This is a genomic window from Subtercola sp. RTI3, assembly GCF_035018625.1.
Classification (GTDB): domain Bacteria; phylum Actinomycetota; class Actinomycetes; order Actinomycetales; family Microbacteriaceae; genus Subtercola; species Subtercola vilae.
Map to the genome: position 1 here is coordinate 1 of NZ_JASJXO010000076.1, position 12,606 is coordinate 12,606.

General features: G+C 60.1%; 10 protein-coding genes. 2 read left to right on the forward strand and 8 right to left on the reverse strand.

What is annotated here, in order from left to right; genetic code table 11:
- From QN358_RS17825 to QN358_RS17850, 6 genes are all read right to left on the reverse strand, one after another.
- Positions 1 to 255: hypothetical protein (locus QN358_RS17825; RefSeq protein ID WP_323513151.1), on the reverse strand; the 255-nt coding region annotated here is incomplete at its 3' end.
- Between the two features lie 4 nt (positions 256 to 259).
- Positions 260 to 1,129, reverse strand: coding sequence for a family 43 glycosylhydrolase (locus tag QN358_RS17830; protein WP_323513152.1), 870 nt, complete (start codon positions 1,127 to 1,129; stop codon positions 260 to 262).
- On the reverse strand, positions 1,129 to 3,318 hold the full coding sequence (locus tag QN358_RS17835) for a glycoside hydrolase family 36 protein (RefSeq protein WP_323513153.1): 2,190 nt from the start codon (positions 3,316 to 3,318) through the stop codon (positions 1,129 to 1,131). The genes QN358_RS17830 and QN358_RS17835 overlap by 1 nt, the downstream gene beginning before the upstream one ends.
- Positions 3,315 to 4,190 (reverse strand): carbohydrate ABC transporter permease, encoded by an 876-nt coding sequence (locus tag QN358_RS17840; RefSeq protein ID WP_323513154.1) that lies wholly within the window; start codon positions 4,188 to 4,190, stop codon positions 3,315 to 3,317. Before QN358_RS17840 ends, QN358_RS17835 begins: the two co-directional genes overlap by 4 nt.
- The gene (locus QN358_RS17845) at positions 4,187 to 5,065 is read right to left on the reverse strand and encodes a sugar ABC transporter permease (RefSeq protein WP_323513155.1); all 879 of its coding nucleotides are present in this window, start codon (positions 5,063 to 5,065) and stop codon (positions 4,187 to 4,189) included. The genes QN358_RS17840 and QN358_RS17845 overlap by 4 nt, the downstream gene beginning before the upstream one ends.
- A gap of 61 nt (positions 5,066 to 5,126) precedes the next feature.
- On the reverse strand, positions 5,127 to 6,398 hold the full coding sequence (locus QN358_RS17850) for an ABC transporter substrate-binding protein (RefSeq protein WP_323513156.1): 1,272 nt from the start codon (positions 6,396 to 6,398) through the stop codon (positions 5,127 to 5,129).
- Between the two features lie 213 nt (positions 6,399 to 6,611).
- Here QN358_RS17850 and QN358_RS17855 point away from each other — a divergent pair, with 213 nt between their 5' ends.
- Entirely contained in the window at positions 6,612 to 7,685 is a 1,074-nt protein-coding gene (locus QN358_RS17855; RefSeq protein ID WP_323513157.1) for a LacI family DNA-binding transcriptional regulator, read from the forward strand.
- A 1,060-nt stretch (positions 7,686 to 8,745) separates the two neighbouring features.
- On the opposite strand, the gene istB is transcribed toward QN358_RS17855, so the two are convergent.
- Entirely contained in the window at positions 8,746 to 9,561 is an 816-nt protein-coding gene (gene istB, locus QN358_RS17860; RefSeq protein ID WP_323513158.1) for an IS21-like element helper ATPase IstB, read from the reverse strand.
- Entirely contained in the window at positions 9,558 to 11,231 is a 1,674-nt protein-coding gene (istA, locus tag QN358_RS17865; protein WP_323513159.1) for an IS21 family transposase, read from the reverse strand. The genes istB and istA (QN358_RS17865) overlap by 4 nt, the downstream gene beginning before the upstream one ends.
- A 213-nt stretch (positions 11,232 to 11,444) precedes the next feature.
- On the opposite strand from istA (QN358_RS17865), the gene istA (QN358_RS17870) reads away from it, so the two are divergent.
- Positions 11,445 to 12,606, forward strand: a 1,162-nt coding sequence (istA, locus tag QN358_RS17870) for an IS21 family transposase (RefSeq protein WP_323513160.1), incomplete at its 3' end; no start/stop codon positions are given.

Here is a 12,606-nt window from a genome sequence, read left to right on the forward strand (position 1 = left end):
CACGTTGCCGTTGGCGAAATCGAGCTCAGAAAATGAGGCGGTATTGCCCCGGGCATTCGAACCGGCGCCATAAACGCCGGCGCTTTGACCGTTGGCTGATACCGAGAAGTCGCTACTTGACGTAGCGCCCGCGGGTACCGGAGCGGTCGTCACCGTGCCCGTGCCCGCGAACGCCGGAGTGGGTTTGGTGATGCCGAGGAGAATCGCGGTCGTTACCGACGCGATTTTGATCAGTACTGCTCGCCGTTGAGACATTGGTCTACCTTTCCTTCATTGAATGAAGCCGAGCGGCCTCGGCATCATTAATCACCGTCACGGATCCGTGGCGTGCGTCTCGTGGTAAGTCCAGCCGGACAGGCGCCCAATCCCGCCCGTCCACGGAAGTCATTGCTTGATAGCCGTCCTCGAGGAATGGGTCGAACAGCATGACGAGACGGCCATCGCTTTCAAAAACCGTGGGGCCTTCGACAAATGATGGGCTTCCAAAGCGCACGCCTGTTCCTTCCGGCCGTCCATCTGGGCTCAGTGCCCAGATGAGCAGATCTTTTCGGGCTTGGGGTGTCTCGTTGGTTCCAGTTTCATCTTTGGCGACCAAAAAGCCTGACGAGTCGGGTCGTTTGAACACGGTCGCGTCGATCAACGAGAACCCCGGATCAAGGTAAACCGTCGATTCGGTGTAAGAGCGGAAATCGGGCGTTTTGCAGCTCCAGATGGAGTGGTACTGCTCGCTGGCCAGCCAGTCGACGCCAGCGTCGGGTTCCAGTCGCACCGAGGACGACCAGATGATATTGATCGTTCCGTCGCGGTCAGAGAAGAACTCAGGCGCCCAGGCATTCTTCGCGCCGGCAATTTTCGACATCACAGGGATGGCCTCAAAATCGGTCCACTCGAGAAGGTCGGCGCTTCTGGCGTGGATAATGCTCGTGCTTGCCCAGCCGTTTGTGGCTAGGAGATGGAAGAGCCCGTCGGATGCGCGCCCGATGAAGGGATCGCGGAGAGTCCGGTCCCCGATCGGACTGGTCACGATAGAACCGCCGCCTGCGACGGGCTCGAACACGATGCCATCCCAGCTGAGGGAAAGATGCAGGGATTCATCCTGAGTTGTAAAGTACGAGAACAAGTACGGCATCAGCCGACCGTCTTCGTCACGAGATAAACCCGCGCAGCAGGCTCATCACCCGACCCCGTGATGAGAAGCCGCCTGTTCTTCAACTCCACCGTCCACGGACGACCGATTTCCGGCGGCGGGAAAACCTGCTCGACGGTTGCGCCGTCATCGACTCCGATCTCGAGAACGACAGCGGGATCTGCACCACTCTGGCGCCAAACCATGACGACGACCTCGCCACTTTCCGCGTTGTCGAAAGCGACGGTAGACCATGGTTCGCCCCACCGAGCCATACCGGTCGGATACCTGACAATAGAGCTTGACTGGATTTTGATCAGACGCTTATGAACGGAGACACCTGCGGCGACGAGTTCCAGCTGACGGTCATCCATTCGACTCAGCACCCCAGCCAAATAAAGACGCCCCGCAAGACCGTTGGCAATCGTAAAACAGATCATCTCGTCGGTCATATCCGCTTGGGGATATGACCAATTGCCGGCTTGCTCGGGCAGGATGTGCGCCAGAGCGCCGACCGCAATGCTCGGGTAAAGAAGTGGATTTGGTTGATCCGACGTCGACTGGATATGTACGTTCTCGAGTATCCCGAAGTCGGACCTCATCCCGCCCGAGGCGCAGTTTTCGATGAGCACGTCCGGATGACGCTGCCGAAGCCGGGCGAGCCAAGCTACGTGAGCCCGCGCATTTTCTAACAATCCACCGCCAGCGCTGCCGCCATCTCCGTCGGGCCCAGGAGAGAGCATGGAGTTGTAATCGAACTTGAAAAAGCAGACTCCGAGCTCGACGACCAGTCGGTCCAAGACCCGGTCGAGATGGCGTGTAGCGGCGGAACTCCGGAAATCCAAGTAGAAGCGGCCGCGATCGCGGATCCGGCCACCGAATCGGTGGAGAAAAGCCTCCTCGGGAAGTTCGATGGCTGCGTCACTCGTTTCACCGACGACTTCCGGTTCCAACCAAAGCCCTGGTTTCATGCCGCGCGCCCGGATAGCGTCCAGGGTTGTCGAAATCCCGCGCGGAAAGCGGGAGACGGAAGGGTTCCAGTCCCCGACCGAATCAGCCCAACCCTCACCGTTATCGGCCCATCCGGCGTCGATACAGAAATAGTCGGCACCAACGCGTGCGGCGCTTTCAATGAGAGGGAGTAACTTCTCTTCCGTGGGGTCTCCCTCGAGAGTTCCCATGAAATCGTTATAGATAACCGGATATTCAGCGGCACCACCTCGCATTCGACGCCAGGCGCGTCGTATTTCAGTGAGCCCAGCGAGGGCATCTTCCGTGCTCTGCCCGACGCCGACGCTCACCGTGACCGACTCGAATGCGTCTCCTTGTACAAGCGCATGCGTCCATTGATGAAAGTCGTCAGTCGGCCCACTGACGACCAAATAGGCACCGTCGTCGATGTCCCGGCGCACGATCTGGCCGATCGGTTCAGGTTCCATAAATCGCGGAAGCGCCGATCGGTCCCAGGCTCGCTCCCCCACTTCCCATCGCCACGGGCTGGGGCTATCCACTTGCCAGGCGAGGGCGCGCACCGAGTTCACGGCAACCGCAGCGGGCGCGAAAGAGCCGGACGACCACGTCCCGAAGCTGGTGGCTGATGTGAATCCGCGCCGATATTCGGCAGGGTCATGAGGGGCTATGAGTTGAGCAGCTGGGTCCCGAAGGGGCACGACCTCCCAGCGGTTCTCCGCCGACCAACTGCTCCGGGCACGCCAAATTTTCAAGCTGGTCAAGTCATCCGACAGGATCGCGCCGGTGGCGAAGCTCGATACCGCGGCGATTCGTATCGCCGGCCGCCCCGGTTCAAGGCTGACAACGCTCCGGGTGCGAAAGGCGGCCGCCCCTTCGACGGTTTCGAAGACAGTGACGACGATCAGCCCGATCACATCATCATGTTGCTCGACGATCAGACGGAGCGTATCCGCGTCTCGCTCCTCGCTATGAGCTCGGTACCGAAGGCGTGCCCCCAAGGCGGTCTTGTCCATACGGTTGGGGGTGTCAGTCAACCCGAGACTGGGGATCAAGATTTCGACCAACGTTTGCTTGGGCGTTCGCGCGGGGGCGTCGGCGACGCCCCACATGATGTCCTCGAGGACGACGGGTTGATCCATTCCGTGAGTCAGCCGGAGACGAAGTAGGCCGTTGCCCCACTCGAGTACCGTGCCCTCACGGGTGAACTGCTCGGCGATCATGCTTTCACCGCCCCCGAGGTCAATCCCTCAACGACGTTTCGCTGAAGGAGAAGGAATATCACGAGAAGGGGGGCAACCCCGAGCAGCGCTGCTGGGAAGAGAACAGTCGGTTCCACCGATTTCGGATCCACCAACGCGTACGCGTTTGCCATCACTGTGCGACTTCCGGTGTCCTGAAGAAACACGAATGGGATGAGGAGGTCGTTCCAAATGTTCAGCGTCATGAAGGTCGCGAGTGTCGCCGTGACAGGCCGAAGCAGGGGAAGCAATATCGAGAAGAAACTGCGGAGGGGCCCCGCCCCGTCGAGGGCCGCTGCCTCCTCCAGCTCGAGGGGGATCTGCCGGAAGAAGCTGGTGAAGAAGAAGATCGCCAGCGGCAGGTTCAACGCCGTGTAGATGAAGACAACTCCGAGGTGGGTATTGAGCAGTCCCATGTCGCGGATGAGCAAGTACAGAGGGGCGAGCAACACGAAAATCGGAATGGATGTTCCGAGCAGAAAGGACCGATAGACGGCGCTCGTCCATGGGCGGGATATGCGCGCGAGCGGATAGCTCGCCATTGCGCCGATCACGATCGTGAGGGCCGTGGATCCGAGAACCAATATGACCGTGTTCAATACGCTAATGCCGTAGTCCAGCTTGGTGAAAGTGTCGGTGATATTCGAGAACGTCAGGTGCGTGGGGATGGCGATGGCATTCGATGCGACGTCTTTCGCCGGTCTGAACGCGACTGACAACGTCAGAACGAACGGAAGCATCAGCGCAACGATGGCGAAGGTCAGCCCGATGTTGGAAAGGATTCGCGCGGGAGAAACGCGCGACCGCGACCCAGTGCCCCCGCGCTTCTTCGATGAGTGAGCTACGAGATTCATGACATCCGCCTTTCGCGAAGCTGGAGGGCCCTGTTGATGCTGGTTGTGATGATGACAACGGTCAACAACAAGAGGATTGAGATCGAGACGGCGTAGGCGAACTGATTGCCGCCGGAGAACACTTTCTGGAATATGACAAGGGATAGGGTCTGAGTCGAATTAGCCGGACCACCGTTGGTGAGTACCAGCGGAAATTCGAAGACCCGAAGCGAGCCGATGAGGGATAGCGTCGTGTTCACGGTCAGCGATGGCGCAAGAAGTGGCCATTCAATGAGAGCAAACCGTTTCCACCCAACCGCCCCATCCATCTGGGCCGCGTCGATGAGGTCGCCTGGCATCGATAGGTACCCGGCCAGGAAGATCACCGCAGAGTAGCCAGCGAACATCCAGACGTTCACTGCCGCGACCGACATTAACGCCGTGGAAGGGTCACCGAGCCAGATATGTTTCAACCCGCCCAGGCCGACCTCATCGAGTGTCCGATTGAGAAGCCCATCGGGAGCATAAATGTAGGAAAAGATGAACCCTGCGAGCACTGGGGCAACAAGGGTCGGCAGCAGCATCACGATGCTGAGAGGACGCCGCCACCTCGGCCGACTGAATATCGCCCGTGCGAGCGCGACACCCAACACTGTCTGAAACACGACAACGACGACCGCGTAAATGATCGTATTTTTGAACGCTCCCAGCACAAGGGGGTCGGTCAGCGCCTCCGCAAAGTTCTGCAGCCCGATGAAATTCGCCACCGGACCACCGCGCGAGTCCGTCAAGCTGAGATATGCCCCACGGATCAGGGGATAGATGATCAGCGCCCCGTAGATGACAATCGCCGGGGCAAGAAATCCAATGGCGGTGAGCTTTCGGTTCGCGAACAACGATGTTCCTCTTTCCGGCGGGAGGCGAGTTGTCTCACCTCCCGCCTTCGATCATGGGCGCTTACTTGCTGGTGAGTGCTTTGCGGCCCAACGTGTCATAAGTAGCGAGCAGTTGCTGCTGTGTGCTCTGCCCCAACAACATCCCCTGGACTGCCTGCCCGAGCTGCCCCCCGTTGCCATTCAGCCAGGTATTGTAGGGCAGAATCCGGTACTGGCCCGCAGCGTATGCGGCGTTGAAAGGCGCCGTCGCATCCGACTTCGGAGTACTAACGGACTTGAACGGACTGATGGCGTTCTCCGCATTCACGAACGGCGCAGAGTGACCGGTAGACCAGTAGTCGACGTATTCCTTTGCGACCGTGTCGGCCTTGGAAGCCTTGTTCACCTGCCACATCACGCCTCCGAACAGAGTCGCGACTTGCTTGCCATCATCTGCGGGCCAGGGGAAAATCTGCGCATTGATGCCGGCCTGGAGAACGCCAGACAGGTTCCATGCACCCTGAACCCAGAACGCACTCTTGCCGGCCTTGAAATCCTGAAGGCCCTGACTCCATTCATCGATGCCAAGCTCCGACTTCCAAGCTACGTAGCCTTGAGAATCCAAGTCCACCAACTGCTTCGCGCTCGAAGACCAATCGCGAACGAAACTGGTCTTCCCCGCGATGAATTTCTGATCCCACTTGGGATCGTCGCGATAAACAAGCGTAGAGGCGATCTGCTGGAGCGTGGACTCCGCCGTCCATGCCGACTTGTCGGGGAGAGAGAGGGGGGTGATGCCCGCACCCTTCAGCTTCGCCATGTCGTCAAGAAAGATGGACCGAGTAGTCGGGACTTCGGTAATGCCGACCTTCTTGAGCAAATCCATGTTCGCGTATGTGGTGATGCCGATCAGTTCGGTGGGAGCGGCATAGACCTTCCCATCGCTCCCTTGGGTGAAGGACTTCAGGTCCGGAAGCACGTCCGACGCCCACGACTGCTTTCCTAGATCGGCCAGATATCCGGAAGAAGCAAGCGTCTTGGTGCTCACTGGGTCGCCCATGAAGACATCCGGTGCATTACCGGCGAGAAGCTCGGCTGAGAGCTTCTGCGTGTACGAGTCGCCAGCGGGCATATAAGTGAAGTCGATCTTCACTCCAGGGTGAGACTTCTCGAAAGCCGCGTTGATCTCAGCAATCCCCGCCGGCTCTGTTCCACCGCCCTTCCACGCAAGAACTTTCAAGGTCGACGAGGCCGCCGGGCTTTGTCCCGTACTGCAAGCCGAAAGAAGTCCGGACGTCACCACCGCGACGCCGACGAATGCGCCAAGCAAGCGCAGATTTTTGTACCTCATCATTGGGGTCCTCTCATAGATGCTTCAGGGTTCCTCGCTCGGCACTTTACGGGCGAAGTGCCGACTCTTGGCTAGCTGGAGTCGATCGCCATGCAGCTGTGTAAGTCATCTTGCACATACACGGAACACAATGTCAACGCTAACAATGAAATTGTTGTTAGCGCTGCCATCGCAGCGAGTAGAGTCTTTTATAGACATCAGGACGGAGTGTGGAATATGGCGACGGACGCTCTGACCAGCGGGTTGATCTCCTCGGAGAACCACCCGGGAAACGGACACGCGAGTCTTGCCGACGTCGCCCGGTTGGCGGGGGTTTCTGCTCAGACCGTTTCTCGCGTCGTCAATCGCAAAAACAACGTCGCGGAGCCGACCCTCACCCGAGTACGCGAAGCCCTTGACGCCCTCAGCTTCCAGCCAAACCGGATCGCCAGAAGCCTCGTGTTGAGCAGGTCCGAATCAATCGGAGTGATCAACCTGGGCATTCCGATGAACGTGTCCCTCAGCCAAAGCCAGTTCGGCATCGGACAATCTGCCGAATCTGCCGGAATCGCAACGATCTTCGCCACAGTGCTCGAACCTGAGACGGGCCACGCCTCTGAAGGCGCTGTCGCCCGAGCATTTGACCGATTACTCGGTCAACGCGTTGAAGGAATCATCCTCGCGACGCCGATGTCTCGACGCTACTCCGCGCCGCAGAAGATCGCCGCAACCCTTCCTGTCGTCGAGATGTCACGAAACCCCGCTGAGGGGATCTCGGGCGTGGGAACTGATGGCGTACATGGTGGCGTACTGGCTGGTGAGCACCTCCTTGACCTCGGCCACCGTCGCATCGCCTTTGTCGATGGGCCCGCCGATGAGGGCTATGCGGGCGAAAGGCTGACGGGTATCGAAAACGCCCTGCACAGGCGAGGCCAGTCGCTCGAGCGACACCTACATGGCGACTTCAGCTCGGCGAGCGGCTACCGGGCAGGGCAAGAACTAATGCGGCATGTGGGCGTGACCGCCATCTTTTGTGCCAACGATCAGATGGCGCTTGGCGTGATGCACGCGTACTCGGATGCAGGTCTCCACGCACCTCGCGACTTCAGTGTGATCGGATTCGATGACATTCCCGACGCACAGCATTTCACTCCTACACTCACCACGATTCACCAGGATTTCATAGAAACCGGCGCGCAAGCGTTCCACGAACTGACGCGTCTAGTGGAGGGCGAACCGCCCCGCAGTATCTCGCTGGAGCCGACTCTGGTCATCCGGGATTCCACCGGCCAACCGCCGTCACCTGTCTGATGATGGGCCCCGATGTTTTTTTAGTTATTTTTGCTTCCTACCCGGTTGTCTGGTTCGGTTATTCATATAGCTCCGAGGCTTTGGGAGTATGAAGCCGCGCTTGGAACCGAAGCGCTGAGATCCAAGAGCGCGCGCTCATTCCACCGCCTCGGCCATGAGTCTGCGAACCTTAGGGATTTTGGTCGTGTGTCGTAACGCTAGGGATGAGAGACGTCTCGTTAGCTGAGAAGCTGTTCCTTATATGTGTAAATCGCATAGATAGGTGGCGCGTTTTTAGCGTCGATTAGTGGCCGATAATTAGCGTATCTCGGGCTGCATCGACTATTTCGGGGGTCAACGTTTCGATGCTGTTGAGCTTTTGAATTCGTTCGATCTGGGTGAGTAGTCGGTCAACGAGTCGAAAGTTGAATATTCGCTTCGATGAGCACCGTCTATGGTGCGGTTGAGCCCCGTTGTTTAGGTGCGTGATTGGCATCGTTCAGCCCCGCTACCGGCGTGTGGCTATGTCAAGTTGAAGTGGCCCCGGGATGTCGGTTTGATCTGGCCCCGGGTGGGTTCCAGTGTTGGTGTGGTTTCGCGCGAGCGTGGGTGCTGGTGCTGGTGCCGGTGCTGGTGCGGGTGCGGATGTCAAGGAGGCGATTTTGGCCGCGGTGGGTTCTAATGTTTTGTCGATGGTGCTTTTGAACGCGCGTGAGGCGCTTAGCGGGGAACTGTCGGAGTGTATCGAGGCGTGCGTGGCTGCCTCCGGTGCGGCCACGGAGTGCGCTGATGAGTGTTTACGAGTCGGTGGCGGTGGTGAGGTCACAGGCGTTTTCTTACTCGATCTGGACTGCGTCGCGATGTGCGACGCGACGGCCAGTTCGCTCCAGCACTTCGCTGGGGCTCACGTTTCCGTGACGTGCGCGATCGTCGAGGCGTGCCGGTTGACCGCAGCGACGTGCGCTTCCGTTGGTGAGGGTGCGGGGCGTTTGGATGGCGCCTGCCATGCATGGGTTCTGTCCTGCAGGCGGGTCGAGCAGGCCTGTGTGCGGTTACTTGCCAGGCTCTAACCCCGTCCGGTTCAGTTCTCGTCCTTGAGTTGCAGGTTCCTGGTATGGGCGTGTCGGTAGGAGTCTGCTCCGGTTTCGATGATGTTCCCGCCGAAGGTGAGCCTGTCAACGATCGCGGCGCATAGTCTCGGGTCGGTGAAGGTGTTTCCCCAGCCGGAGAATGATTCGTTGGAGGCGATCGCGACACTGTTTTTCTCTTCGCGTTCGGTGAGGACTTGGAACAGCAGCTCCGCGCCTCGGCGGTCGAGTTCCATATAGCCGAGCTCGTCGATACAGAGCAGATCCACCCGCCCGTACCTCGCGATGGTGCGGGCGAGCACTTTCTCATCGGCGGCTTCGACGAGTTCGTTCACGAGCCTGGTGGCGAGGGCATATTTCACCCGGAATCCTTTCTCCGCTGCGGCGGTACCTAGCCCGATCAGGAGGTCGGATTTACCAGTACCGGAGTCCCCGATCAGGCACAGTGGTTGGCCTTTCCGGACCCATTCACCAGAGGCGAGGGTATTGATGGTGGCCGGGTTGATGTTCGGATTCGCGTCGAAATCGAAGTCGCCTAACCATTTGTTCCGAGGAAACCCTGCCGCGTTCACCCTCCGCACGGAGCCGCGCCGGTCACGATCATCACATTCAGCGAGGAGGAGCTCCGCGAGGAACCCGTTGTACGTCAGCTGGTCCTTTTCTGCGGCGTGTACAGCCTCATCGACCACGGCACGGATCGTGGGCAGTCGTAGCCGCCGGCAGGCCTGATCGATCGCTGCTGCGGCGGCTTGTTCGGTGAGTCCGCGGCGGCGGAGGGTTGTGGTGATGGTCGTTGCGGTTAGTGTCATGATCCTGTTCCCTTTTCTTCGCTGGGTGGTTGTTCTTGTGGTTTCCTGGATAGCCGGAGCAAATCGTCATAGCTCGCGACCGATGGCAACGGTCTGGTGTCGGGGGGCAGTCCTGCGATGACCGCGGCCGGGTCCACGAGCCGGCGTTGGGTGAGGCTGATGACGCGCCGCTCGTCCAGCGGAATATGGGTGACGGGCCGAATGGTGGGTCCGGAGCCGTTCTGTGCAGCGTGTCGACGCGCTTCGACCGCGACGACGTCCGCGGTCACCGCCCCGACGCTGAGCGCGGCAGTGATCCCGGCAACGACATCCGCTGCCGCGATGGAGCGGTGCAGCAGGAGCACGTCGATGAGTTGTCGTGTACCGCCGGCGTCACCGTCTGTTTTTCGTACGGCGGCCCAGAATGCTTCATGCGCCGCCGTGAACGTTCCTGCCGCGCGGGCTTGCGCTAACGCGGTCGAGCCGGGCATCGCACCCGGTTTGTGCTGCAGAACTTCTAAATAGTGATCAAGGTCGACGCTTTGACCGCCTTTCGCGATCACTCGTGGATGCTTCGCGATGATCGTCCGGCCACTGAAAACGACGACTTCCGAGGCACGCAGCGCGACCCGGACCGGACGGTTGACGTACTTCGCCGGCACAGAATATTTCGCCATCCGCACCGTGACTAGAGAAGAACGGTCAACACGCGGCAGCAGAGTCAGCCCTGGATCAAACCGTTCGAACGGCAACGCCGCAAGCAGTGGCTGCTCGAGCGCGAAGTCGTCACCGACGATTCGGAGGCGGGACGAGATCCTGCGCCGCTGATCGCGTTCGTCCCAGTCCCGGATCTTCTCGTTCAGTTCAGCGAGCGAGTCAACGACAGGCATCGGGGTCAGCCAGGTTCGCCGGAACCGGCCCACCTCACCCTCGATACCGCCCTTCTCATGGGCGCCCTCGATACCGGGTTGGCAGTAGAACGAGTCGAACCCGTAGTGGGAGCGGAACAGCACCCACCGCGGGTTCTCGGTCCGGCGCCGCCCGTTGCCGTAGATCACTTTCGTGACCGCGCTGGTCAGGTTGTCGTAGCGAATGTGACGGGTAGGGATACCGCCGATCGTTTCAAACGCGTCAATGTGGCCCTCCAGGAACGCTTCTTGGCCCTCGGTGGAATACACCCGGTGCACGGCCGTGCCGGAGTACGACAACCGGAAAGCGAACATGTGACACTTCGTTTTCACCCCCGCGAGGATCACCCACACCTCCCCGAAGTCGACCTCTGCTTCCGCGCCAGGTGCGTGCTCTTGCGGAACGAAGGCGTCAGCCCGCCGGCCAGCGGCCGCGTCGATCTCAGGTCGGCGTGCGCGAACGTAATCACGCACGGTGGAGTACGACAGATCGGTCGCGCCATGCTCATCAATGAGCCTGGCGAAAATGCGTATCGCAGTATGCCGCTGCTTCTTCGGTGCTGACAAGTCAGCGGTCAGCATCTCGTCAATGGCCGGTTTGAATGGATCCAGCTTCGGCGACACTCGTGCAGGTGTTTTCCGCGCCGGGGGCTCCGCTGAGGCCAACGCTTGCCTGACCGTTCGCCGGTGAACCTTATGTCGCCGGGCCAGCTCCCGAACAGATAACCCCTCAACCCGCGCGTCACGGCGGATACTGGCAAACACATCCACTCTGGATCCCATCCCGGCCTCCCATCAGAAGAAAAACATGATGGAAACCACGCTCAGCTGGGGCCAGATCAAACCGTCGCAACTACCCCGGCAAGTCGCAAGTGGGGCCACACCAGACCGTCACAAAGGGGCCACTTCAATCTGCCACAGCCAGGGCGTGGTTGAGCCCCACCTGGAAAGCTCCTTCCACCGTGTGAGCGCCACGTGGTGGAAGGAGTACCGGTAATGGTACGGAAGATCAAAGCGAAGCAGATTCTGCAGCTGCGTAACCAGGGTTTCTCGCGACGGGCGATCGAGTCCGCCCAGGGGGTGTCCCGGCACAGTATTCGGGCTGTGCTCGGTGCAGCAGAGCGGCTCGGGCTTGGCTGGGACGACGTCGCCGAGCGGTCGGAGGCGGAGGTGTATTCGATGTTGTTCCCGGGCCGCGGCGTCCGCGAGAGTGTCTTCGCGCAGCCGGACTGGGCGCGGGTTCATACCGAGCTGGCGCGGGTTGGGGTGACGTTGAAGCTGTTGCACCAGGAATACGTCGATGCGTCGGCGATGGCGCAGGCGACGATGAGTTACGACCGGTTCTGCCGTCTCTATGCCGAGCACGCGGCGGTGTCGGGGGCGACATCGAGGGTTGGCCACAAGGCCGGGCGCAGTATCGAGGTCGACTGGTCCGGCCCCACGATGCAAGTGCTGGATTCCAACACGGGCGAGCTGTCGAGGGTGTATTTGTTCGTCGCCTGCCTTCCGTTCAGCCGGTATGCGTTCGTGGAAGCGAGCCTGGACATGAAACAGGAGTCGTGGTTGCGCGCCCATACGGAGATGTTCGCTTTCTTCGGCGGCAGCGTTCCGCGCCTGGTCCCGGACAACTTGAAGACTGGGGTGATCTCCCACCCGAAGGAGGGCGAGGTTGTTTTGAACGATGCTTACCGGGAGATGGCGGCGCACTACTCGGCTGCGGTGCTGCCTGGCAGAGTTCGCCACCCGCGCGACAAGAGTGGTGCCGAGAACACGGTCTCCCATGTTGCGACCTGGGTCATCGCTGGTTTGCGGCGGGAGACGTTCACGTCGCTCACGCAGCTGCGCCTTCGGATTCGACAGCAGATGGAAGCCTATAACCGGGAGCCGTTCCAAAAGCGAGAGGGTTCCCGGCTGAGCGTGTTCACTACCGAGGAAGAACCGCTGCTGCAGGCGCTGCCGGCGGCTCCGTTCGAGATCAGCACCTGGTCCTACAAGCGGAAGGTCAACGCCAACGCTCACGTTGTTTGGGCGCGCAACTTCTACTCCGTTCCCTTCGGCCACATCGGCGCTCTCGTGGACCTTCGTATCACCGAGACGATGCTGGAGGTCTATCGACGCGATGAACGCTTGACCTGTCATCTACTACTGCCAGCCAGCA